This window comes from Kitasatospora acidiphila (genome assembly GCF_006636205.1).
GTDB classification, from domain to species: Bacteria; Actinomycetota; Actinomycetes; order Streptomycetales; family Streptomycetaceae; genus Kitasatospora; species Kitasatospora acidiphila.
Genome location: NZ_VIGB01000003.1, coordinates 5,458,053 through 5,482,359 on the forward strand (window position 1 = coordinate 5,458,053; position 24,307 = coordinate 5,482,359).

General features: G+C 73.4%; 16 protein-coding genes and 1 pseudogene. 11 read left to right on the forward strand and 6 right to left on the reverse strand.

Going from position 1 to position 24,307, the window contains the following annotated elements; genetic code table 11:
• Positions 1-377 precede the first annotated feature (377 nt).
• Positions 378-1,964, forward strand: coding sequence for a glutamine-hydrolyzing GMP synthase (guaA, locus tag E6W39_RS26030; RefSeq protein ID WP_141635580.1), 1,587 nt, complete (start codon positions 378-380; stop codon positions 1,962-1,964).
• A gap of 202 nt (positions 1,965-2,166) precedes the next feature.
• Entirely contained in the window at positions 2,167-3,210 is a 1,044-nt protein-coding gene (locus tag E6W39_RS39720) for a Rieske 2Fe-2S domain-containing protein (protein WP_181799454.1), read from the forward strand.
• Positions 3,211-3,274: 64 nt separating this feature from the next.
• On the opposite strand, the gene E6W39_RS26040 is transcribed toward E6W39_RS39720, so the two are convergent.
• The 3 genes from E6W39_RS26040 to E6W39_RS26050 all read right to left on the reverse strand — a co-directional run bounded on the left by E6W39_RS26040 (position 3,275) and on the right by E6W39_RS26050 (position 5,798).
• Entirely contained in the window at positions 3,275-3,478 is a 204-nt protein-coding gene (locus E6W39_RS26040; RefSeq protein WP_141635581.1) for a hypothetical protein, read from the reverse strand.
• The gene (locus E6W39_RS26045) at positions 3,478-4,983 is read right to left on the reverse strand and encodes a PspC domain-containing protein (RefSeq protein WP_141635582.1); all 1,506 of its coding nucleotides are present in this window, start codon (positions 4,981-4,983) and stop codon (positions 3,478-3,480) included. Before E6W39_RS26045 ends, E6W39_RS26040 begins: the two co-directional genes overlap by 1 nt.
• Positions 4,984-5,063: 80 nt before the next feature.
• On the reverse strand, positions 5,064-5,798 hold the full coding sequence (locus E6W39_RS26050; RefSeq protein ID WP_181799455.1) for an SGNH/GDSL hydrolase family protein: 735 nt from the start codon (positions 5,796-5,798) through the stop codon (positions 5,064-5,066).
• A gap of 178 nt (positions 5,799-5,976) precedes the next feature.
• On the opposite strand from E6W39_RS26050, the gene E6W39_RS26055 reads away from it, so the two are divergent.
• Both E6W39_RS26055 and E6W39_RS26060 read left to right on the forward strand, forming a co-directional pair.
• Positions 5,977-7,443 carry an ATP-binding protein gene (locus tag E6W39_RS26055; protein ID WP_141635584.1) on the forward strand — a complete coding sequence of 489 codons (1,467 nt, stop codon included), beginning with the start codon at positions 5,977-5,979 and terminating at the stop codon, positions 7,441-7,443.
• Positions 7,436-8,122 carry a LuxR C-terminal-related transcriptional regulator gene (locus tag E6W39_RS26060; protein WP_101381440.1) on the forward strand — a complete coding sequence of 229 codons (687 nt, stop codon included), beginning with the start codon at positions 7,436-7,438 and terminating at the stop codon, positions 8,120-8,122. The genes E6W39_RS26055 and E6W39_RS26060 overlap by 8 nt, the downstream gene beginning before the upstream one ends.
• A 78-nt stretch (positions 8,123-8,200) precedes the next feature.
• Here the strand turns inward: E6W39_RS26060 and E6W39_RS26065 are convergent, their stop codons facing one another.
• Complete coding sequence (locus tag E6W39_RS26065) at positions 8,201-9,544, reverse strand: acyltransferase family protein (protein ID WP_141635585.1); 1,344 nt, start codon at positions 9,542-9,544, stop codon at positions 8,201-8,203.
• Positions 9,545-9,745: 201 nt separating this feature from the next.
• On the opposite strand from E6W39_RS26065, the gene E6W39_RS26075 reads away from it, so the two are divergent.
• The 4 genes from E6W39_RS26075 (at position 9,746) to E6W39_RS26090 (ending at position 15,937) form a co-directional block, all read left to right on the forward strand.
• Positions 9,746-11,050, forward strand: a complete 1,305-nt coding sequence (locus E6W39_RS26075) for a glycosyltransferase family 87 protein (RefSeq protein ID WP_141635586.1) — start codon at positions 9,746-9,748, stop codon at positions 11,048-11,050.
• A 104-nt stretch (positions 11,051-11,154) separates the two neighbouring features.
• Complete coding sequence (locus E6W39_RS26080) at positions 11,155-12,681, forward strand: glycosyltransferase family 39 protein (protein ID WP_141635587.1); 1,527 nt, start codon at positions 11,155-11,157, stop codon at positions 12,679-12,681.
• 93 nt (positions 12,682-12,774) lie between these two features.
• Entirely contained in the window at positions 12,775-15,372 is a 2,598-nt protein-coding gene (pcrA, locus tag E6W39_RS26085; protein WP_228718361.1) for a DNA helicase PcrA, read from the forward strand.
• A gap of 157 nt (positions 15,373-15,529) precedes the next feature.
• A complete protein-coding gene (locus E6W39_RS26090) occupies positions 15,530-15,937 on the forward strand; it encodes a cobalamin B12-binding domain-containing protein (RefSeq protein ID WP_101381444.1) in 408 nt (135 codons plus the stop codon).
• 18 nt (positions 15,938-15,955) lie between these two features.
• Here the strand turns inward: E6W39_RS26090 and E6W39_RS26095 are convergent, their stop codons facing one another.
• Together E6W39_RS26095 and E6W39_RS26100 are read right to left on the reverse strand one after the other, a co-directional pair.
• On the reverse strand, positions 15,956-17,470 hold the full coding sequence (locus E6W39_RS26095) for a DUF5691 domain-containing protein (protein WP_456152142.1): 1,515 nt from the start codon (positions 17,468-17,470) through the stop codon (positions 15,956-15,958).
• Positions 17,471-17,588: 118 nt separating this feature from the next.
• A complete protein-coding gene (locus E6W39_RS26100; RefSeq protein WP_323809089.1) occupies positions 17,589-18,788 on the reverse strand; it encodes an SWIM zinc finger family protein in 1,200 nt (399 codons plus the stop codon).
• A gap of 494 nt (positions 18,789-19,282) precedes the next feature.
• Between E6W39_RS26100 and E6W39_RS26105 the strand changes: the two genes are divergently transcribed.
• The 3 genes and pseudogenes from E6W39_RS26105 (at position 19,283) to E6W39_RS26115 (ending at position 24,264) form a co-directional block, all read left to right on the forward strand.
• Complete coding sequence (locus tag E6W39_RS26105; RefSeq protein WP_141635588.1) at positions 19,283-20,383, forward strand: ATP-binding protein; 1,101 nt, start codon at positions 19,283-19,285, stop codon at positions 20,381-20,383.
• 199 nt (positions 20,384-20,582) lie between these two features.
• Positions 20,583-22,890: pseudogene (locus E6W39_RS26110) on the forward strand (DUF5682 family protein); the annotation flags it as partial.
• A gap of 531 nt (positions 22,891-23,421) precedes the next feature.
• The gene (locus tag E6W39_RS26115; protein ID WP_220140381.1) at positions 23,422-24,264 is read left to right on the forward strand and encodes a VWA domain-containing protein; all 843 of its coding nucleotides are present in this window, start codon (positions 23,422-23,424) and stop codon (positions 24,262-24,264) included.
• Positions 24,265-24,307: the final 43 nt, after the last annotated feature.

The following is a 24,307-nucleotide window of genomic DNA, read 5'->3' on the forward strand; positions in this document are numbered from 1 at the left end:
GGCGCCCGAGGTGGCCGGGGCGGCGGTCGCGCCGAGTGACATCGTCACGGAGCGTCAACGAATACCCGCTGTCACCACCGGTGGGCGGGGGCAGCAAGTCATCGGGGCCACCGGCCTGTCCTGGCCACCGGAGAACCTCGTCCCTCTGCATCGTGGTGGACACAGGCCATGCTCTGCAACCGGTTCGGCGTACTTCGGCACAGTTCGTTTTCTGCCACGGCACTTGTTGACACATTGTCAACGCCCGGCCACCCCTCTACTCGACGGTAACCGAACGTAGTCGTTCGATCTGCTCGCCAGGTGATGTGAACAGCAGTGAACGGCACTCCCGGTAGACTCGAAGGCGACCCCCCGCATCGCCCGCCGGAAGGCCGTCTGTGTCATCTGCCACCCCTGACCAGTCCGCACCCGCGGTCGACACCGTCCTGGTCGTCGACTTCGGTGCCCAGTACGCCCAGCTCATCGCCCGCCGGGTGCGTGAGGCGCGGGTCTACAGCGAGATCGTCCCGAGCACCATGCCGGTCGCCGAGATGCTCGCCAAGAACCCCAAGGCGATCATCCTCTCCGGCGGCCCGTCCTCGGTCTACGAGGAGGGCGCGCCCCGCCTGGACCGCGCGATCTTCGAGGCCGGTGTCCCGGTCTTCGGCATGTGCTACGGCTTCCAGCTGATGGCGATCACCCTCGGCGGCACCGTCGACAACACCGGTGCCCGCGAGTACGGCCGCACCCCGCTGCACGTCAGCAAGACCGGGTCGACCCTGTTCGAGGGCACCCCGGCCGAGCAGTCGGTCTGGATGTCGCACGGCGACGCCTGCTCCGCCGCCCCCGAGGGCTTCACCGTCTCCGCGTCCACCGACGTGGTCCCGGTTGCCGCCTTCGAGAACGACGAGGCCAAGCTCTACGGCGTGCAGTACCACCCCGAGGTGCTGCACTCCACGCACGGCCAGCAGATCCTGGAGCACTTCCTCTACCGCGGCGCCGGTCTCGCGCCGACCTGGACCACCCACAACGTGGTCGACGAGCAGGTCGCGCTGATCAAGGCCCAGGTGGGTGACAAGCGCGCGATCTGCGGCCTGTCCGGCGGCGTCGACTCCGCGGTCGCGGCCGCCCTGGTGGCCAAGGCCATCGGCGACCAACTGACCTGCGTCTACGTCGACCACGGCCTGATGCGCAAGGGCGAGACCGAGCAGGTCGAGAAGGACTTCGTGGCCGCCACCGGCGTCAAGCTCAAGGTGGTGGACGCCGAGGAGCGGTTCCTGAGCGCGCTCAAGGGCGTCACCGACCCGGAGGAGAAGCGCAAGATCATCGGCCGGGAGTTCATCCGGGTCTTCGAGCAGGCGCAGGCCGAGATCATCGCGGACGAGGGTCCGGCCGTGGAGTTCCTGGTCCAGGGCACCCTCTACCCGGACGTGGTGGAGTCCGGCGGCGGCACCGGCACCGCCAACATCAAGTCCCACCACAACGTCGGCGGCCTGCCCGAGGACCTCGAGTTCCAGCTGGTCGAGCCGCTGCGCAAGCTGTTCAAGGACGAGGTCCGGATGGTCGGCCAGGAGCTCGGCCTGCCGGAGGAGATCGTCCAGCGCCAGCCGTTCCCCGGCCCGGGCCTGGGCATCCGGATCGTCGGCGAGGTCACCAAGGAGCGCCTGGACCTGCTGCGCGAGGCCGACGCGATCGCCCGCGAGGAGCTGACCGCGGCCGGCCTGGACCGCGAGATCTGGCAGTGCCCGGTGGTGCTGCTGGCCGACGTCCGCAGCGTCGGCGTGCAGGGCGACGGCCGCACCTACGGCCACCCGATCGTGCTGCGCCCGGTCTCCTCCGAGGACGCCATGACCGCCGACTGGTCGCGGCTGCCCTACGAGGTGCTGGCCCGGATCTCCACCCGGATCACCAACGAGGTGCGCGAGGTCAACCGCGTGGTGCTGGACGTGACCAGCAAGCCGCCGGGCACCATCGAGTGGGAGTAATCCCGTAGGCGTTTGAACGGCCGCACCGCCGCCCGCGTACCGATGGGTGGCGGTGCGGCCGTTCGCGTCAGTTCCGGCCGGGTCGCGGGTGCGGCCGGGACTGGCGCCGGGGGGTACCGGTTACCGTCGGAACCACGCCCGACCGGGCAGAATGCGGTGCGGAGCGGCAACCAGTCGACGTAGCGAACCGGAAGGTGACGTGATGATGGAGGGCACCCGGGACTCGCTGGAGTCCGACGGCTCCGGCAACGAGCAGCCCCCGGTGCCCACCGGGCCGACCGGCCGCACGGCGGCCTGGAAGGCGCTGGGCGGCCGGTACGCGCTGCTGCCGCTGCGGCTCTTCCTCGGCGTCACCTTCAGCTACGCCGGCCTGGACAAGCTGGCGGACCGTCACTACCTGGCCGGCCGCGGCGACCTGCAGTCCTTCTACTCCCAGACGCTGGCCGCCAAGCCGCACAGCCCGGTGGGCGCGCTCCTCGAACCGGCACTGCACGCCCCGACCTTCTTCGCGCTGCTGATCGCCTTCGGTGAGCTGGCGGTCGGCCTCGGCACCCTCTTCGGGCTCTGGGGACGCCTTGCCGCGCTCGGCGGCGGGCTGCTCAGCCTGACGCTCTTCCTGACCGTCAGTTACAACGTGACGCCCTTCTACCTGGGCAACGACCTGCCCTACCTGATGGGTTGGACGGCGATGCTGCTGGCCGGCACCCCGTACCTCTCGGTGGACGGCTACCTGGCCAAGCGGGCCGGGCGGGACCGGGCCCGCGGGCTGAGCGAGGACGCGGTGCGCCGGCGGACCGTCGTGGACGGCTCGATCGCGGCGGTCGCGCTGGGCGGAGCCGGGCTGCTGCTCGGCTCGCTCACCGCCACCTTCATCCGCAAGAAGGCGACGCCGAGCGCCGCCGGGACCGGCGCGCCCCCCACCGCCACCGGCGGCAGCAAGGTCTCGGTCGCCGCCGCCGACGTGCCGGTCGGCGGCTCCGCCACGGTCACCGACCCGGCCACCGGCGACGCCGTCTACATCGTGCAGCCGAAGGCCGGGCAGTACGCCGGGCTCTCCGCGATCTGCACCCACGCCGGCTGCACCGTCGACCCGCCGAAGGGCGGGCAGCTCAGCTGCCCCTGCCACGGCTCCCGGTTCGACGCCGCCACCGGCGCGGTGCTGACCGGCCCCGCCGTCCGGCCGCTGCCCCGGTACGCCGTCACCAAGGACGGCGACCGGCTGGACCTCGGCCCGCAGCAGAGCTGACCTGGGGGCACGCCCCCAGCCTTCGGCCGGGGGGACCCCCACCCGGCCGAAGGCTGGGGGAGCGTCAGTCGTCCCGGCCGCGGCGGGCCACTGCGGCGGCCACCGCGCCGGCCAGCCCGGCCGCGCCGAGCACGATCAGGGTGACCGGGACCACGATCCGGCCGTTGACCTGGGCGTGGTTGAGCGAAGCCACCAGGTAGAGCACGGCCAGCACCGTGAACAGGCCGCCGGCCAGGAACGAGAAGAGGTCGAACCGATGCCGCTTCATCACCGCACCACCTGAACGTTGCCGAGGCCGACCTCAATGGTGAGGTCGACGGTTCCCTTGCCGGCCGCGCCGGCCGCCGCGTCGAAGTGCACCGTGCGGTGCGCGCCGATCCCGTCGGAGTCGCTGTGCGATCCGTCCGGCAGCTCGATCTGGCCGGCCGCCGTCCGCAGCGTCAGATCGGCCGCCACGTCCGGCGGCAGCACCACCACGGCGTCGCCGGCACCGAGCTTGACGACGCTGGTCACGGTGGCGCCGCCCAGGTTGAGGGACGACAGGTCCAGGCGCAGGTCACCGGCGCCGAGCAGATAGCTGGGCCGCACGTCCTGGGCCGTCGCCGGTGCGTAACCGCGGTGGCCGACGGCGTTGTTGGTCACCGCCGGGGTGTTGCCAAGGCCGGCCAGGGCCAGCGTGGCCAGCAGCGCCGGCAGCGCCAGCTTGCGGGCCCGGCCCCAGCGCGAGCCGACCAGCATGGTCAGGCCGAGCACCAGCAGCCCGGTGGCCAGCACGGTGGAGAGCAGCACGGTGGTGTGCCCGCCGACGTTCCAGACCGCCCAGGCCGCGCCGACCGCGATCAGCAGGCCGCACAGGCCCAGCACCGAGCGCTCCCTCCCCCAGCCTTCGGCCGGGGGGACCCCCATGGGCCGCGGCGCGGCGGGCGCCACCACCGGGGTGCCCTTGCGCAGCGGGTCGCCCTCGGGCAGGTCGGTCCGCTGCCACCAGGGCTGCGCCGGCATCCCGGGCGGCGGGGTGGTGGCGCCCCAGGGGTTGCGCTCCGGGTGGCGCGGGTCCCACAGGTAGCCGGTGCGGCCGGGCGGCGGGACGTCGGTGGGCGGGGCGTCGGTGAGGGTAGTGGTGGCGGACGCGGCGGCGAAGCCCTCCTTGGCCAGGTTGACCCGGGTCTGGAACTCGCTCTTGCGCGCCGTCCACTGGGTGTGGAAATCCTGCCGCCAGGTCTGCCAGTCGGTCAGCGCCGAGCCCTCGCCCGGAACGCCGGGCTCGGCGGCGGCCCGGTCGTAGGGCCCGGCGGGACGCGGCGGGGCGCCGGCGCCGCGGGCCCGGCGGCGCCGCTCCGGGTCGTGCCGGACGGCGAAGAACACCATGGCGCCGAGCAGCAGCAGCGGCATGACGGAGTCGCCGCTGCCGATCCAGGAGAAGAACACCCCGGTGCCGATCACGGTCATCAGCACCGCGCCGATCGACTGCCCGTCGACCCGCCCGGTCAGCACCCGCTGCAGCTCGGTCCGCCCGTGCTTGGCGTCGTCCTTCTCGTCGGGGACGATCAGCCAGGCCAGGCCGTACAGGAAGAGGCCGAGGCCCCCGGTCAGGCAGAGCACCGCGGTGACCACCCGGAAGACCACCGGGTCGATGTCCAGATGCCGCCCGAGGCCGGCGCAGACGCCGCCCACCACCCGGTGGTCCTCGCTGCGGGCCAGCGGTGGCCGGCCGCCACCCGGCTCGTCCTGGACGCCCGGATCGGTGGGCGCCGTGCTCTGCTCCTCGGTCATGCCCCTATCCTGCGGGTTCCGCGGGGCCCGCGGGACCGGGAAGGCCCCCGGTGGGACCCTGAACTGTCCCTGAGAGGGCCTCAGGGGCAGGCCTTCAGCGGAAGCTGCGCGCTGCCGACATCCGCGTTGAGGGCCTGGAAGTAGGCATCGGCCATCCTGGTGTAGCCGAGGTCGTTGGGGTGCAGCCGGTCGTGGAACTCGTTGGGGGTGAGCTGCGGCGCGTCGATGTAGTGGAAGTGCCGTCCAGCGTCCTCCTGGGCGGGTGCCAGGTTCTCGGCCCGCAGGTTGTACTGCTGGATCTGGTCCTGCAGGCCCTGGGTGGTGGGCAGCAGGCCCTGCAGGATCAGGTCGACCCCGGGGCGGTCGGTGAAGATCCGGTCGACCAGCGCCGCCAGCCGGTCGGGAGCGTGCTCCTTGTCGGTGCCGCTGTCCAGGTCGTTGATCCCGATGTGCAGCAGCACCACGTCCGGGGACTGGGCGGCCAGCCAGCCGTCGATGTGGGCGGCGATGTCGTCGATCTTCCAGCCGCCGTGCCCCTCGTGCCAGGGCTGCGGGAAGTCGCCGTCGTGCTGGGAGCCGACGAACTGCACCGTGTAGCGGGACTGGGTGGTGGTCATCCTCCAGAGCGGCAGCCGGTAGCCGGCGTCGGTGCTGCTGCCGATGCCGAGGGTGATCGAGTCGCCCAGCGGCATCACCTTGACCACCTTGGGCGTGGCGGTCGCGGCCGCGGACGCGCTCTGGACGGCCGGCAGCGCGAGCGGGCCGCAGACCGCGCTGACCAGCACGGCGATGGCACGGCGTACGAGTGGAGACACGGCGTTCCTCCTGCTGCGGATGGCGGCGGGCCGGGGCGGGCCCGCCGATTCGGTAGGCAGAGCGTGGCAGCCCAAGGGTTCGCCGACCGGTGCGGCAGCGGGTCGTCCGATCATCTTTCAGCACCTAGGGGGACGACCCTGATGCATTCGGAGCTGTACTCGTGTGACCATCACTCCCGTGGCAAGCCCAGCACCAGAACCCGCCGACTCCGCCCCGACCGCCGATGCTCCCTCGTCGCCCGCCGACGGGCCGGAGGGGCCCAGGACCGGGCCGGGCCGCCCGCCGTACCGCAAGCTCTACCGCAGCCCGCACTCGCGGATGCTGGGCGGTGTGGCGCACGGCCTCGCGGTGCACCTCGGGCTGCCGGTCACCTGGGTGCGGGCCGCCTTCGTGCTGCTCTTCTTCGCCAACGGGATCGGGGTGCTGCTCTACGCGGCGTTCTGGTTCGTGGTGCCGATCGGCATCGGCGAGCCGGCCCTGGGCGCCGCCGGCTGGGTGTGGGCCAACGGGCAGTTCGTGCCGGCCGGCGCCTCCGGGGTGACCCCCGACCCGCTGCGCAAGGCCGGGCGCGGGCGCGTCGGCCGGCTGCGCGACCTGCTGCAGGGCACCTTCCAGGGCGAGCCGGTGATCGCCGAGCAGGCCGTGCCGGGCGAGCCGTCCGCCGCCGCCAGCCGCCGCAACGCCGGCCAGCTTGCCGCTCTGCTGATGCTGGTGATCGGCGTGATGTGGCTGCTCAACGCGCTGCATCTGCAGTCCTCCCAGCCCTACGCCTGGCCGCTGCTGGCGATCGGCGTCGGTGTCGCGCTGGTCTGGCGGCAGGCCGACGACTCCCGCTGGGCGCGCTGGTTCGGGCTGGCCGGCGCCCGGCGGCGCAGCGCGGTGGCCCGGGTCGGCGCCGGTGTGCTGCTGGTGGCGGCCGGGATCATCGGGTTCCTGGTGGTGGAGGGCACCGGCAACGGGGTGGGCGCGGTGCTGGAGGCCTCGATCGCGGTGCTGGCCGGGGTGCTGGTGCTCACCGGCCCGTACGCGCTGCGGTTGTGGCAGGACCTCGGGGCCGAGCGCACCGCCCGGATCCGGGCCCAGGAGCGGGCCGAGATCGCCGCGCACATCCACGACTCGGTGCTGCACACCCTGACGCTGATTCAGCGGCGCTCGGAGGACCCGAAGGAGGTGCAGCGGCTGGCCCGGGCCCAGGAGCGCGAGCTGCGGCTGTGGCTCTACCGTCCGGAGGCCGCCGCCGAGGCCGCTCCCGATACGCTGGCGGAGCGGATCCGCGAGGTGGTCGCCGAGGTCGAGGACCGGCACGGGGTGCCGATCGAGCTGGTCTGCGTCGGCGACTGCCCGATGGACGAGCGGATAGCCGCGCAGATGCAGGCCGCGCGTGAGGCCATGGTCAATGCCGCCAAGTACGGTGGCGGGGGACCGGTGCAGGTCTACGCCGAGGTGGAGGGGAGGACGGTGCTGGTGTTCGTTCGCGACCACGGGCCCGGATTCGACCCGGACACCGTTCCGGAGGACCGGATGGGCGTACGGGAGTCGATCATCGGCCGGATGAAGCGCAACGGCGGTACCGCCCGGGTGCGGCCCGCGCCGGACGGCGGCACCGAGGTCGAGCTGGAGATGGAGAGAGCTGCTGATGACTGACGCTGTGGCCGGCACGCCGGGCAGGACCGCGCGGGTGGTGCTGGTGGACGACCACCGGATGTTCCGCACCGGGGTGCGGGCCGAGATCGGGCGCACCGAGAGCACCGGGATCGACGTGGTGGGCGAGGCCGACGACGTCGAGTCGGCGGTCCGGGTGGTCGCCGAGACCCGCCCGGACGTGGTGCTGCTCGACGTCCACCTGCCCGGCGGCGGCGGGGTCGAGGTGCTGCGCCGCTCGGCCGGGGTGATGGGCGAGCCGGGCGGTGTGAAGTTCCTGGCGCTGTCGGTCTCGGACGCGGCCGAGGACGTGATCGGGGTGATCCGCGGCGGTGCCCGCGGCTACGTCACCAAGACCATCACCGGCACCGACCTGGTCGACGCGATCTTCCGGATCGCCGACGGCGACGCGGTCTTCTCGCCCCGGCTGGCCGGTTTCGTCCTGGACGCGTTCGCCGCCACCGACACCCCGCCGGTGGACGAGGACCTGGACCGGCTGACCCAGCGCGAGCGCGAGGTGCTGCGGCTGATCGCCCGCGGCTACGCGTACAAGGAGATCGCCAAGCAGCTGTTCATCTCGGTGAAGACGGTGGAGAGCCACGTCTCCGCGGTGCTGCGCAAGCTCCAGCTGAGCAACCGCCATGAGCTGACCCGGTGGGCGACGGCGCGCCGCCTGGTCTGAGCCCTCTCCGGAGAACGCGCGATGGGCCGCCATCCCCTCAGCGGGATGGCGGCCCATCGTGTGACTGCTGCCGGTCGGTCAGGCCTCGGCGGGCGCCAGCGCGCTCTCCTGCCGGGCCGCCGCGCGGCGGTCGAGGGCCTTGCTGACCTTCTTGCCCAGCTTCTGCCCCGGCATCTCGACCAGCTTGTAGGTCAGGTGACTGATGATCAGGACCATCGCGATGAAGAAGGCGGGCAGCAGCCAGCGGCCGGCGCCGGTGGTCGGGAAGTGCACCACCTTGTCCTTGAACCACCAGGTGCCCCAGAGGATCGGGATGTGCACCACGTAGACCGAGTAGCTGATCGCGCCGAGCCAGGTCAGCACCCGCGGCCAGCGCCGGTTGCGCAGCAGCATGCCGATGCCGAAGACCGCCCAGGCCGCCGCGTAGGCGAGCGAGAAGCCCTCCCAGCTGCCCGTCCAGGTCCGGTCGAGCGCCTTGCCGTGGTTGTACATGTAGCCGGCCAGGAAGCCCGCCGTGAGGACGAAGGCGCAGCAGATGACGGCCAGCAGACGGTTGATCTGCTGCTTCTCGGCCCGGAAGATCGCGGTGCCCGCGAACATCGTGGCCAGGATCGTCATGCTCTCGTAGAACGTGGAGCGGGCGTTGAAGAAGAGCAGCACGGTGCCCAGGCTGCCGAGCACCAGCGCGCCGAGGCGGACCAGCTCGGGGTGGCCGGCCAGCACCAGCACCAGGCCGGTGGCCATGATCAGGACGGTGGCGATGATCAGGTGGTGGGTCGCCGACGGCGCCACCCAGGGTTCCTTCGGCGTGATCATCTGGGGCGTCCACCAGGCGCCGAGCAGCACCGCGGCGCCCGCGAAGAAGACCGATATCGGCGCGCTGTTCCGGTGCCAGCCCTTCACGAACAGGGCGCTGACCAGGAAGTAGAAGACCATCTCGTAGCAGAGGGTCCACATCGCGCCCAGCGCGCTGGCGATGTTGGTCATCTCGTGAAGCAGCGTCAGGTTCGCCAGGTAGGCCCAGAACGGGCGGTCGGTGACCTGGGACGGAACCGCCGAGTAGCCCTTGGGCAGCAGCACCAGCGACAACGTGACAGCGATGATCAGCAGCGGGTAGATCCGGAAGAGCCGGCCGATCCAGAACCCGCGGACGTCCCCGCGGCGCTCCAGCGAGGCCGGCACGATGTAGCCGCTGACCAGGAAGAACAGCATGACCGCGAAGATGCCGAGGTCGAAGTTCTTCTCGAAGTTCTCACCCCAGGAAAACCACTTCAGCAGGCCGAAGTGGTGGATCGCGACCAGCAGCGCGGCGACCCCCCGCAGGCCGTCGAGCCAGCCGAGGCGGGCCGCGGGCCGAGCTGCCCGGCCGGACGTCGAGTCGCCCTTGGCGAGCTCAGCAGGTTGGTTTTCAGTCACGGTCACACGGGGAGGCTAGCGCACCCGTATACGCCCCAACACCGCCCAGCTGCCGGTCGCGGCGAGTGCCCAGGTAGGCGGCACACCGTGTGTTCAGTTTGTGTGCACAGTCGTCCGACTGCTAAACATGTGTGTTGCACGGTGCGGGAAGGCTCAGGCGGGGGACGCGTACTCGTGCCTCCGCGACACTCGCGATGACGGAGCATCATGTCGGACATCACTGGGAGCGCTGGGGCCCGGGCGGCCGCACGCGACGTGTCCGGCGCCAGCAGCATACCGCCACCTCCGCCGTTCTCCCTCAAGCAGCCGGGGACCTGGTCGCCGAGGGTGCTGTCGCAGCTCGGCTACTGGGCCTGTTCGCGGTTCGTCACGGTGATGACGCTGTTCTCCTCGACGGATGCCGCCAACAGTGAGCCGCACCTCTTCTACCAGCCCTGGGCCGAGATCCTGCGCACCGGAAGCTTCCCGACGGGCGATGCGACCTGGCAGTACCCGCCGGGCGCGGCCGGCGTCTTCCTCGCGCCCTACCTGGTGCCGGGCGGCATCGACTACGTGCGGGCCTTCCTGGTGGTCGTCCTGATCGCCGACTTCGTGGTGATGTGCGCGCTGCTCCGGCACGGCACCCGCCCCGGCCGTTCGCTGGCGGGCTCCGCGATCTGGCTGCTGGGCCTGCCGCTGATGCTGACCCAGCCGTACGTGCACTTCGACCTGCTGGTCACGATCTTCGCGGTGCTCGGTCTGCTCTGCCTGGAGCGGCGCTCCTGGCTGGGCGGCGGCTTCGCGGCGATCGGTGCCACGATCAAGCTCTGGCCGGCGTTCGCCGTGCTCGGCGCCTCGCGCGGCCGCGGCCTGCGGCAGGCGGTGATCGGCTTCGTCGCCTCGGCGGTCGCGCTGACCGGGCTCGTCGCCGCCCTGTTCAAGGCGCCGTTCGGCTTCCTGCACGGGCAGGGCGGCCGCGGCATCGAGATCGAGTCGCTGCCGGGCAGCATCATCCTGCTGGCCCAGGAGTACGGCTACCACCAGGGTGAGATCAAGTACCGCTACGGGTCGATGGAGATCATCACACCGAGTTCGGAGACCCTGTCCAAGATCATGCTGGGGCTCAGCGTGCTGGGTCTCTGCCTGCTGCTGGCCTGGCGGCTGCTGGCGGCCAAGCGGTTCATCGACTCGACCCCGGCCGACGCCGCGATAGCCGCACTGCTGGTGTTCGTGGTCACGAGCCGGGTGATCAGCCCGCAGTACTGCATCTGGTTGATCGGGGTCGCCGCGGTCTGCCTGAGCTACCGGTCCACCTCCCAGCGCTGGGTGGTGGCCCTGGTGACGGCCGCGACGGCGCTGACCACCGTCGAGTACCCGCTGTTCTGGAAGCAGCTCCTCTGGGGCGACACCGGACTCCGTACCCTGCTGGTGGCCCGGAACGGACTGCTGCTGATCGCCGCGGTGGTCTCATGCGTCCAGCTCTGGCGCTCCACGGTCTCCACCGGCCGTCGAAAGCGGTACTCCGCGCACTAGGCTCTCGATTCACCGTGCCTGCTCGTCGGCGACCGCATCCGGGCTGAGCACGCCACTGCCCTCAGTCCGATCGATCAAACGCACCCGCCGGAGGTTGGCTCACAATGAGCGTCAGCGCGACCAGTAGCTCCGCCACGTCAAGCGGAGCGGCTGCCGAGGGCGACACGCAGGCGAGAGCGGCGAATCCGTTCGGCACCATGCTGGTGCGGGCCGGATCGCTGGTCTGGCTCTGGCCGGCCCTGCTGACCCTGGGCCTCGGTCTGTACAAGGCGAACACGCCGCTGCTGTGGGCCGACGAACTGGCGACCTGGAACGCCGCCAACCGGTCGCCGCACCAGCTGTACGACATGCTGCGGCACGTCGACGCGGTCACCGGCCTCTACTACTACCTGATCCACTACTGGACGGCGGCGTTCGGGCACTCGCTGCTGGTCATCCGGATCCCCACCGTGCTGGCGATGGCCGGGGCGGCCGCCTTCGTGGCGCTGACCGGCCGCAAGCTGTTCGGCACCAGGACCGGTCTGGTCGCCGGTGTGCTGTTCGCGTTGATCCCCTCGGTCTCGCGCTACGCGCAGGAGGTCCGCGGCTACGCCTTCGTGGTGTTCTTCGCCGCGGCGGCGACCTACCTGCTGATGCGTGCGCTGGAGCGGCCCACCACCTGGCCCTGGGTGCTCTACACGGTGGCCCTGCTCGGCGCCGGCAGCTTCCACATGATCGCGCTGGTCTTCCTGGCACCGCACGCCCTGGTCACCGCCTGGCGCTGGTGGACCACCCGTGACAAGCGGCTGCTGATCGGCTTCCCGGCCGCCGTGCTGGCCGGACTCCTGCCGCTGGTGCCGCTGGCCCTGGAGGGCCAGAAGCAGGTGGGGCGCCAGCTCAACTGGCTCGCCAAGCCCAGCCTGGAGGACGTCCCGACCGTCTTCTGGCACGGGCTCTACGGCTCCCAGGCGATCAGCCTGGGCATGCTCGCGCTGGCGGTGCTCCCGCTGGCCTGGGCGCGCGGCCGGCGCCACGCGGTGGAGCTCGGCCTCGTCGCGGTGCTGCCGATCGCGCTGCTCTGGATCATCTCGCAGGGCCAGACCTCGTACTTCATCGACCGCTACATGCTCTTCACCCTCCCCGCCTGGGCAGTGCTGGCCGGCGCCGGCCTGACCGCGCTGCGTCCCAGGGCGCTGACGGCCGGCGGCCTGATCCTGGTGCTGCTGCTCGGGAGCCACGAGCAGCTGGCCCTGCGCCAGAAGTTCTCCCACACCGAATGGGACGGGGCCGCCGCCGCGGCGGTCATCGCCAAGGGCTACCAGCCGGGCGACGGCCTGGTGCCGCTGCGCAACGGGAACGCCATCCTCTCGGGGGTGGTCTCCGCGGTGGACTTCTACCTGCCGAAGCAGGACAAGCTGAAGGACGTCTTCGTCGCCGAGAGCGCGGTCGACCGCGGCGACCTGTACCCGCAGATGTGCACCGACCTGGCCGCCTGCCTCGGGGACACCAAGCGGGTCTGGGTGGTGACGATCGGCTGGTGGGACCCGTTCAACGGCTTCTCGCCCGAGGAGAAGAAGGTGCTCACCTCGGCCTTCCCCAAGAAGACGGTGACCCAGGTGCCGAACGCCGTGGTCACCCTGCTGGAGCGCTGACCGCCGGTCAGCCCCCGTTTCACCGCCGTCGGCCCGGGCCGGATCCTCGAACCGGCCTGGGTTGTCGGCGGCGGGCCATAGACTCGAAGAGCCATGACTAGTCTCTTTGACGACCTCCCGCTGCCCGGCTTCGAGCCCTTCGAGGCCAAGCCCGCCGATGCGACGACGCCCATGGACTTCGCCGAGGAGCCGCCGCCCGAGGCGGACTACGGGTACGACGGGGGCGGCTACGAGGAAGAGATCCCCGCTGATCTCTTCCACACCGACTACGCCGCCCAGGCGGAGCGCGACGCCTACCACCGCAACGGGGCGCACCGCACCGTGGTCGACCCGGCGCAGCTGCTGGCGGGCATGAACGACCCGCAGCGCGAGGCGGTGCTGCACGCGGGCTCCCCGCTGCTCATCGTGGCCGGCGCCGGCTCCGGCAAGACCCGGGTGCTCACCCACCGGATCGCCTACCTGCTCGCCGCCCGCGGCGCGCACCCGGGGGAGATCCTGGCGATCACCTTCACCAACAAGGCGGCCGGCGAGATGCGCGAGCGCGTCGAGCAGCTGGTCGGCCCGCGGGCCCGCTCGATGTGGGTGGCCACCTTCCACAGCGCCTGCGTGCGGATCCTGCGCCGGGAGAGCAAGCGGCTGGGCTTCACCTCCAGCTTCTCGATCTACGACTCGGCCGATTCGCAGCGGCTGATGTCCCTGGTCTGCCGGGACCTCGACCTCGACCCCAAGCAGTTCCCGCCGAAGTCGTTCAGCGCCAAGGTCTCCAACCTCAAGAACGAGCTGATCGACCACGAGAGCTACGCGGCCCAGGCGGCCAACCCGATGGAGCGCAAGCTCGCCGAGGCGTACGCGCTCTACCAGGCCCGGCTGCGCGAGGCCAACGCGCTGGACTTCGACGACATCATCATGACCACGGTCAACCTGCTGCAGGCCTTCCCGGACGCGGCGGAGCACTACCGGCGGCGGTTCCGGCACATCCTGGTCGACGAGTACCAGGACACCAACCACGCCCAGTACATGCTGATCCGCGAGCTGACCGGCGGCGCCGTCGGCAGCGCGCCCAAGCGCACCGTGGACGGCGAGTTCGTCAACCCGGCGCAGGCCGGGCTGTCCGAGCTGCCGCCCGCCGAGCTGTGCGTGGTGGGCGACGCCGACCAGTCGATCTACGCCTTCCGCGGTGCCACCATCCGCAACATCCTCCAGTTCGAGGAGGACTACCCGGACGCCGTCACCATCCTGCTGGAGCAGAACTACCGCTCCACCCAGACCATCCTGTCGGCCGCCAACGCGGTGATCGAGCGCAACGCCAACCGCCGCGACAAGAAGCTCTGGACGGCCGGCGACCACGGCGAGAAGGTGGTCGGCTACGTCGCCGACGACGAGCACGGCGAGGCCCAGTTCATCGCCGACGAGATCGACCGGCTCACCGACGCCGGCGACGCCCGGCCCGGCGATGTGGCGATCTTCTACCGGACCAACGCGCAGTCCCGGGTCTTCGAGGAGGTGTTCATCCGGGTCGGCCTGCCTTACAAGGTGGTCGGCGGGGTGCGCTTCTACGAGCGCAAGGAGGTCCGCGACGTGCTGGCCTACCTGCGGGTGCTGGCCAACCCGGAGGACACCGTGCCGCTGCGCCGGATCCTCAACGTGCCCAAGCGCGGCATCGGCGACCGGGCCGAGGCGATGATCGAGGCGCTGTCCGCGCGGGAGCGGATCTCCTTCGCCCAGGCGCTGCTGCGGGTCGACGAGGCCTACGGGATGGCCGCGCGCTCCGCCAACGCGGTGAAGAAGTTCAACGCGCTGCTGGCCTCGCTGCGCCAGGTGGTGGACTCCGGCGCCGGACCGGCCGCGATCCTGGAGGCCGTGCTCGAGGAGACCGGCTACCTGGCCGAGCTGCAGGCCTCCACCGATCCGCAGGACGAGACCCGGATCGAGAACCTCCAGGAGCTGGCTTCGGTCGCGCTCGAATACGAGCAGGACCCGGGCGAGCGGCCGGATGCCGGCGAGGAGGGCGCGCCGCCGGTCGGCTCACTGGCCGACTTCCTGGAGCGGGTGGCGCTGGTCGCCGACTCCGACCAGATCCCCGACGACGAGGAGGGGCAGGGCGTCATCACCATGATGACCCTGCACACCGCCAAGGGCCTGGAGTTCCCGGTGGTCTTCCTCACCGGCATGGAGGACGGGATCTTCCCGCACATGCGGGCGCTCAGCCAGGTCAAGGAGTTGGAGGAGGAGCGGCGACTGGCCTACGTCGGCCTGACCCGGGCCCGCAACCGGCTCTACCTGACCCGCTCGGTGCTGCGCAGCGCCTGGGGCCAGCCCGCCTACAACCCGGCCTCCCGGTTCCTGGAGGAGATCCCGACCGAGCTGGTGGAGTGGAAGCGCACCGGCGCGGCCGCCACGCCGCCCTCCCGCAGCCTCTCCATGGGCGGCTCGCGCAGCGGCTCGGGCGGCTCCGGCGGCCTGAGCAGCACGGCCGGGCCGAAGGCCGGCTGGGGCCGGTCGGCGCGCACAGTGACTGAGCGCGAGGTGGTCGGCCTGGCCGTCGGCGACCGGGTCAGCCACGACAAGTTCGGCCTCGGCACGGTCGCCGAGGTGGCCGGCAGCGGCGACAAGGCCAAGGCCACCATCGACTTCGGCACGGCGGGCCGCAAGGTGCTGCTGCTGCGCTACGCACCGGTGGAGAAGCTCTGAGCCGTCGGACCTGACGACGTGCCATCACGGCCCGGGACCCGTTCGAGGGTCCTGGGCTGTGATTTTTTCATCACTTTGGCCCGAGACCGGTGGACCTGGTGGCGTGGGCGCTAACCTCCCCTCAGGTCGGTTATTGCTGGTTAACGTGGAGGCAGTGATGGGTGTGTCTGGCCCGATCCGGGTCGTGGTCGCCAAGCCGGGGCTCGACGGCCACGACCGTGGCGCCAAGGTGATCGCTCGCGCGCTGCGCGACGCCGGCATGGAGGTGATCTACACCGGCCTGCACCAGACGCCCGAGCAGGTGGTGGACACCGCGATCCAGGAGGACGCGGACGGCATCGGCCTGTCCATCCTCTCCGGCGCCCACATGACGCTCTGCGCCCGGGTGATCGAGCTGCTCAAGGAGCGCGACGCGGCCGACATCAAGGTGTTCTGCGGCGGGATCATCCCCGAGGCCGACATCGCCGAGCTGAAGGCCATGGGCGTGGCGGACATCTTCACCCCCGGTACGCCCACCAGCGCCGTGGTGGCCTGGGTCGAGGCCAACCTGCGTCAGGCGAGCTGAGCCGCCCTGGGCCCGGCGTCACCCCGGTGCCGCCGGGCCCGCCAGCTCCGCGAGCATCGCGGCCCGGAACCGCAAGGTCCGGGCCAGCCGGTCGAAGGTCTCGGCCCAGGCGGTGTCGGGAGCGGCATCGGCCGCCAGTGCGGCCACGGCCGGCGCGGTCGCGGGCGCCAGCGAGCGCTCGGTCAGGCCGAGCACCCCGCTGTGGCTCCACGGGTAGGCACCGGAGGCCGCGGCCCGCTCCAGGGCCGCCACCACCGCGGTGGACAGCGGCGGCGTCCACGGGGTGGCACAGGCTCCGAGCAGCTGGAAGGCGTCTCCCAGCCCGTGGCTGCGCAGGAACGCGGCGGTCCAGCCGGCCCGTTCGGCGGGCGGCAGCACCGCGAGCAGCCGCGAAGGCCCACCCGGCCGGAGTCCCCCAGCCTCCGGCCGGGGGGACCCCCATGGGGAGGGCGCGCCCGCACCGCGAACCGGGCGGTCGGCCCGGGGCGGCGGGCCGAGCAGCACCCGGGCCCAGCCGGTGTCGCGCTGGCGCACCGCGGCCCGGGCCCAGGCCTCGTGGAGCTCCTCGCGCCACAGCGTGCCGCCGTCCGCGGCATCGGCCGCCGGCAGCGCCAGCAGCTGAGCCGGCGTCAAGTCGAAGGTCTCGGTCCAGGTGTCCAGCGGGGTCGCGGCCAGCACCTCGCCCAGCCGCCAGGCCTGCTCGCCGCGTCCGGTCGGGGAATCGGGCGCCACGCCGTCGCGCCGCATCGCCGCCGTGACCTCGCCCGGCGGGGTGACCAGCAGCCGGCTGCCGTCCGGCGCCAACTCGACGGCGGCCAGGGCCCGCCCGGCCATCCGACGGCCCAGCGCGGAGGCCGGCAGGCCGGCCAGCAGCTCGGCGGCGGTGGCCCGGACGCTCTTGCTGCGATCGTCCAACGCGGCCTCCAGGAACGGCTCGTCGGCCAGGCTCAGGCCCTCCTGCAGCGCGTCCAGGAAGAGCAGCCGGTCCTCGGCCCGCTCCCGGGCCCAACTGCCGCTCAGCAGCGCCAGCGCCGCGGCCGGATCGCGACGGCGCAGCCTGGTCAGATGGGTGACCCGCTCGGCGAACAGACCGTCCTGCCAGATCCGGTCGGCATCGGTGGGCGACTCGGCGGCGGTGGTGCGCAGCACGAACCGCCATTGCGGGTTCCGCTCGGCCAGCCAGCGGCCCAGCGGTCCGGCCAGCGCCACCGCGTCCGCCCGCACCTCGTTGCGGGCCCGCGCCGCCTCCAGCAGCCCCGGCACCAGCGCGGCGGGCGGCCGGTAACCGCGGCTGCGGGCCTCGGCCAGCCACTGCGGCAGCAGCTCGGCGAGGTTGGCGGGGCCGACGCTGCGGCCGGCCAGCAGCACGGTGAGCCGGCGGGCGGCGGCATCGGGCAACTCCGGGCGCGGGTCCCAGGCGGCGGGCTCGGGCAGCTCGGCCGGCGCGGGCAGCGGCAGCAGCCCGGCCCGGCGGCGCACGGTGGCCAGCGCCGCCTGCTCCAGCAGGGCGGTGGCCTGGTCCGGGCCGGCCAGCTCGGCGGTCGCCGCGCGGTACGCGGGCGGGCCGGCGGGGGTGGCAGGGGGCGGCGGTCGGTGCCGAGCAGGGCGGTGCCGAGCAGGGCGGACCAGTGGTCGGCGGCGGTGTCGCCGGTCATACGGGTGCTCCCGTCGCCGTCGCCGTCGCCGTCGCCGCCGTCAGGCCGGTCGGCCGGCCGGCGTCGTCCCACGCCGTGATCGGACGGAAGCCCTGGTGGCCGCACTCGCCGAAGACGGTGACCGGGTGCCCGCCGGAGACCGCCGCGAGCAGCCAGCGGGCGGCCTCAGGTGTGTCCGGGTCCAGCGGCAGGGCATGCTGACCGTCCGTCAGCAGCCAGCCCTGCGGGCCGGGCGCCAGCGCCGCCTCCGACAGCACCACCGGCCAGGCGGCCTGCCACGGATCGGCGGCGACCGCCTCGCCGTAGTCGGCGGCGGCATCGGCGACGCGGCAGCCGGGCGGCGGGTCGAGCGGGCCGGGCTCGGGCGTTCCGTAGGAGGCGCCGAGCACCGCGCGCAGCGGGGCGGCGGCCGGGTAGTAGGCCAACTCGGCCTCCAGTGCCCGGCCGACGGGCAGCGCCAGCTCGGGCAGCCGGCCGGGCGGGGCGTAGCAGAGCAGCAGCGCGGGATGGCCGGTCTTGGTGCCGCGCAGCCAGATCCGGCGCTGCGTCAGCCGCTCCTCGGGCAGGTCCTGACTGCCGAGCACCAGCCAGCGATCGCGGACCGTCCGACCGGCCAGCAGCTCGGCGGAGTCGGTGGTGAAGCCGACCCGGGTGCGCACGGTGGCGGCCAGCGGCTCGGGCAGCTCGTCGACCCGCTGGTAGGCGGCGGCCAGCAGGTCCAGCAGGGCGATGCCGGCCAGCTGCTGATCCCCCGTCAACCCGGCCAGCTCGCGGGCACCGGCGGCCAGGCCGGGAGCCTGCGCATCGACCATCCGGGCGGCCACCTCGCCCCACTCGCCCGCGGTGCCCGGGTCGGCCAGGCCGCGCCGGATCCGGTCGGCGAGCCGCAGCCGCAGCTCCTGGGCGCCGGCCGCCACCCGGGCGGCCCGCCGCTCGGCACGGCGCGCGGCGGCGACCGGGTCGGCGGGGGCGGCGCCCTGCACAGGGCCCTGCACAGGGCTCTGCACAGCGCTCTGCACGGGGCTCTTCACGCGCTCGGTCAGCCAGCGGGCCGCCCAGCCGGGCGGCTCGGCGCCGCCGGGCACCGCCTCGGGGCCCGCGCTCCACAGCAGCAGCAGGCCCAGCACATGCTGGCAGGGGCGCTGCCGCCCGGGGCACCCGCACTGCCAGTCGGGCCCGGTCGGCTCGACCACCACCCGGTACGGGCTGCTCCCGCCGCCCCGGCACAGCCCCAGACCGCCCCCGCCCGGCGCCCGCCCCGGCCCAGGGCCCCGGCTCGGCCAGCCGCTCGGCGGCCCGCAGCACGGCGGTGTCGGACGCGAGCGAGCGGACCTGCTCGGAGCTCCAACGTTCGTCCATGAGGGGAACGTTAGGGCCGGGGACTGACAGTGGATCAGCGCGGCGGCTCGGGCGGGGAGGCCTTGAAGGCGGAGGTGTCGAGGGGGAAGGCGACGGGCTCGGGCAGCTCGGGGAGGTCTTCGATCAGGCGGAGCGGGCGAGCGGTGGTCATGCTGCGGATCCTCGCGGCCCCGGCGTCCCGGCGGTTTGTCAGTCCCTGCGTGCAGAGTGGTTCTCGCAGGCCGGTCGCGGCGACCGCGTCACCGGCTGCCACCTGCAGTGATGCTCCCTGCCACCCACCGACCCCGGGCACTCGTGCCTGCCGTGTCGGGCGACGAGAAGGAGCCCTCGAATGAGTGATGAGAAGACCGGCGCACCGGTCCTGAGAGCCCATGCGGAGGAGGCGTTCGCCGGGGAGTTGGCGGCGCTGGCCGCGCGGGACGATCGGCCGCGACCGCCGGGGTGGCGGCTCTCGCCGTGGGCGGTGGCCGACTACCTGCTGGGCGCCCGGCTGCCGGACGGCACCGTGGTGACGCCGAAGTACGTGGGGCCGCGGCGGATCGTCGAGGTGGCGGTGAGCACGCTGGCCACCGATCGGGCGCTGCTGCTGCTCGGGGTGCCGGGGACGGCCAAGACCTGGGTGTCCGAGCATCTGGCCGCCGCGATCAGCGGCGACTCCACGCTGCTGGTCCAGGGCACCGCCGGCACCGCCGAGGAGGCCGTGCGGTACGGCTGGAACTACGCCCAGTTGCTGGCGAACGGTCCGAGCCGGGCCGCCCTGGTGCCCTCGCCGGTGCTCCGCGCGATGGCCGACGGCAAGATCGCCAGGGTCGAGGAGCTGACCCGGATGCCCTCCGACGTACAGGACAGCCTGATCACCGTGCTGTCGGAAAAGACGTTGCCGATACCGGAGTTGAGCGGCGAGACTCAGGCTGTCCGCGGGTTCAACCTGATCGCCACCGCCAACGATCGCGACCGCGGCGTGCATGAGATCTCCAGTGCGCTGCGCCGCCGTTTCAACACGGTGGTCCTGCCGCTCCCGGCGACGCTCGACGACGAAGTCGAGATCGTCAGCCGGCGGGTGGGGCAGCTCGGCCGCGCCCTGGAGCTGCCCGAGCTGCCGGGCGGTGCGCAGGAGATCCGACGGGTGGTGACGGTCTTCCGCGAGCTGCGCGACGGCCTGACCATCGACGGCCGGACCAAGGTCCGGACCCCGACCGGCACCCTCTCCACCGCCGAGGCGATCTCGGTGGTCACCAGTGGACTCGCGCTCGCGGCGCACTTCGGTGACGGCGTGCTGCGCCCGGCCGATGTGGCAACCGGGGTGCTGGGTGCGGTGGTTCGCGACCGGACGACCGACCAGGCGGTGTGGCGCGAGTACCTGGAGGGGGTGCTCCGCGACCGGGACGACTGGCAGGACTTCTACCGGGCGGCCCGCGAACTGTCCGACTGAACGGCCTGCGAACCGTCCGGCTGAACGGTGCAGGCAACGGGTGGATGAACGAGTGGATGAACGGCCGCTGAGTGGGTCGATCACTGGCCGATCGTTCGGTCGATCAACAGCCGAGGAGATCGGCTCAACGGCCGAGGAGACCGGCTCAACGGCCGAGGCATCGGCCGAGCAATGAAAACAGGGGGAAAGGAACACGAAGATGACTGGCGAGGTGACCCTGCTCGGAGTGCGCCACCACGGGCCCGGTTCGGCCCGCGCGGTGGCGGCGGCGCTGGCCGCGCTGCGGCCGGACGCGGTGCTGGTGGAGGGCCCCCGGAGGCCGATCCGATCATCGCCCTGGCGGGGCGGGAGGAGATGGTGCCGCCGGTCGCGCTGCTGGCGCACGCGGTGGACGAACCGGCGCGCGCGGCGTTCTGGCCGTTCGCCGCGTTCTCACCGGAGTGGGTGGCGATCCGGCACGCGCTGGACACCGGCGTCCCGGTCCGGTTCATCGACCTGCCGGCCGCCACCGGCTTCGCACTGGACCAGGCCGACCCGACGTCAAGTCACACTGACGGCACGGCGGTTGATCCGATCGTCCGACTGGCCGCCGCGGCCGGCCGGGCCGACTCGGAGGCCTGGTGGGAGGACGTGGTCGAGCACCAGGTCCCGGGGGAGGACCCGCTCGCCCCGTTCCACGCGGTGGCCGAGGCGATGACCGCCCTGCGGTTCGACGATCCGGTGGGGACCCCGGGTTCGCCCGGGGTCGCCCCCGGCGGGCGGCGCGAGCAGCTGCGCGAGGCGTTCATGCGCCAGCAGCTGCGCGCCGCCCGCCGCGCGGGCCACCGGCGGATCGCGGTGGTCTGCGGCGCCTGGCACGTTCCGGCGCTCTCCCCCAGCCTTCGGCCGGGGGACCCCCATCGGCCGGCGACCCGGGCAGTGCGACCGCCGACCGGGCGCTGCTGGCCGGCCTGCCGAAGAAGGCGCGGACCGAGATCACCTGGGTGCCGTGGACCCATCGCCGCCTGGCCCAGCACACCGGCTACGGCGCCGGCATCGAGTCGCCGGGCTGGTACCAGCACCTGTTCGAGAGCGCCGGGAGCCGTCCGGAGCGCGCCCTGGCCGGCTGGCTGGCCCGCGCCGCCGAACTGCTGCGGGCCGCCGACCACCCGGTCTCCCCGGCGCAGGTGATCGAGGCGGTCCGGCTCGCCGAGACCCTGGCCGCCCTGCGCGGCCGGCCCGTCGCCGGGCTGGCCGAGACCACGGAGGCGGTGCGCGCGGTGCTCTGCGACGGCTCCGAGGTGGCGCTGGCCCTGGTGCACGACCGGCTGGTGGTGGGCGAGGCGCTCGGCACGGTGCCCGCCGACACTCCGACCGTGCCACTGCAGCGCGACCTCACCCGGCTGCAGCGCTCGCTGCGGCTGCGACCGGAGCCCGAGGAGCGCGAACTCGTCCTGGACCTGCGCAAGGAGCTGGACGCCGGCCGCTCCCGGCTGCTGCACCGGCTCCGGCTGCTCGGCCTGGGCTGGGGCACCGAGACCACCGGCCAGGCACGGTCCACCGGCACCTTCCGGGAGAGCTGGCGGCTGCGCTGGGACCCGGAGTTCGCGGTCCGGGTGGTGGAGGCCGCCGCCTGGGGCACCACCGTGGCCGCGGCCGCCGCCGCCAAGGTGACCGAGCAGGCCGCGCGGGCCGAGCGGCTCGCCGACCTCACCCGGCTGGCCGAGCAGTGCCTGGTCGCCGCACTGCCCGAGGCCCTGCCCGCCGTGCTGCGCGCGCTCGCCGACCGCGCCGCCCTGGACACCGACACCGCACACCTGGCCGACGCCCTGCCCGCCCTGGTCCGCGCGCTGCGCTACGGCGACGTCCGCGGCACCGACGCCCGCGCCCTGGACGGTGTGGCCCGGAGTCTGGCCGACCGGATCCGCGTCGGCCTGGCCCCCGCCTGCATCGGACTGGACGCCGAGGGCGCCGCCGCCATGCGCCAGCGGATCGACGCCGTGCACACCGCCGTCGGGCTGCTCGCCGGGCCCGCCGACCGGACCGTGGCGGACCGCTGGGCCGCCGCGCTGGCCGGGCTGAGCCGGCGCGAGCCGACCGCCGGACCCGCCACCGGCGTGCCGGGCCTGCTGCGCGGTCGCGCGGTGCGGCTGCTGCTGGACGACGGGCGACTGGACTCGGCCGCGGCGGGGCAGCGGCTGCGCCTGGCGCTCTCCCGGGCCGGCGCCCCGAGCGATGCCGCGGGTTGGGTGGAGGGCTTCCTGGCCGGCGGCGGCGCCCTGCTGCTGCACGATCCGCGGCTGCTCGCGCTGCTGGACGACTGGCTGGCCGAGGTGCCCGAGGACGCGTTCACCGAGCTGCTCCCACTGCTGCGGCGCACCTTCGCCGGCCTGGAGGCGGGCGTGCGGAGCGCCGTCGGATCCAGGGTGGCCGCCGGTCCGCTCGGCGGCGCCGCCCCGGCCCCGACCGCCCCGCCGGTGGACGAGCGTCGCGCCGCCGCCGGCATGGCCACCGTGCTCCGGCTGCTGCGGCCCCGGCCCGACACCCCGGGCGAGCCGACCCCGCCGCCGGTCCGTCCATGGATCCCCGGCAGAGCGACCGCCGCGCCGCCTGACCCGCCCGGCTGCTGCGGCCCCGGCCCGACACCCGGGCGAGCCGACCCCGCCGCCGGTCCGTCCATGGATCCCCCGGCAGAGCGACCGCCGCGCCGCCTGACCCGCCACCCACAGGAGCAGCACGTGACCATCCCCGACTCCGACGACGAGCAGCGGCTGCGCCGCTGGCGGCTGGTGCTCGGCGCGGACGCGGAGACCACGGGATGGACGCCGACCGGCCGGGACGCCGCCATCGACCGCGCCCTGGCCGCCCTCTACCGCGCTGAGCCGCCGGCCGCCGGCGAGCCCGGGGGCCGGCGCACCGCCGGTCTGGGCGGCAGCGCTCCGCAGGTGGCCCGCTGGCTGGGCGACATCCGCAGCTACTTCCCGACCGGCGTGGTGCGGCTGCTGCAGCAGGACGCGATCACCCGGCTGGGCCTGGACCGGCTGCTGCTGGAGCCGGAGATGCTGGCCGCCGTCGAGCCGGACGTCCGGCTGGTCGCCACCCTGCTGGCGCTGAAGCAGGCGCTGCCCGAGACCACCCGGCACAGCGCCCGCCGGGTGGTGGCCGCGGTGGTGGCCGAGCTGGAGCAGCGGCTGGCCGACCGGACCAGGGCGGTGCTGACCGGTGCGCTGGACCGCAGCGCCCGCAGTATCCGCCCGCGCCCCCGCGACATCGACTGGAACCGCACCGTTCGGGCGAACCTGAAGCACTACCTGCCCGAGCGGCGCACGGTGGTGCCCGAGCGCCTGGTCGGCTACGCCCGAGCCCGCCGGGCCGCCGGCAAGGAGGTGGTGCTCTGCGTCGATCAGTCCGGTTCGATGGCCCCCTCGGTGGTGCACGCGGCGGTGTTCGGCGCGGTGCTGGCTTCGATGCCGGCGCTGGCCACCCGGCTGGTGGTGTTCGACACCTCCGTGGTCGACCTGACCGAGCACCTGGCCGACCCGGTCGACCTGCTGTTCGCCACCCGGCTCGGCGGCGGCACCGACATCGACCGCGCGCTGGCGTACTGCCAGTCCAGGATCACCCGCCCGGCGGATACCGTGCTGGTGCTGATCAGCGACCTCTACGAGGGCGGTGCCCCGGACGGGATGCTGCGCCGGGTGGCCGCGCTGACCGCGGCCGGCGTGCGGGTGGTGGTGCTGCTCGCGCTCTCCGACGAGGGCGCCCCGGCCCACGACCACGGGCAGGCCGCCGCGCTGGCCGCACTCGGCGTGCCGGCCTTCGCCTGCACCCCGGACGCGTTTCCCGAGGTGATGGCCGCCGCCCTGGAAGGCCGCGGGCTTGCCGAGGGACACTCGTTGTGACGGTTCTCACCATGGACGGAACCATCCCGGGTGAAGGAGTCCC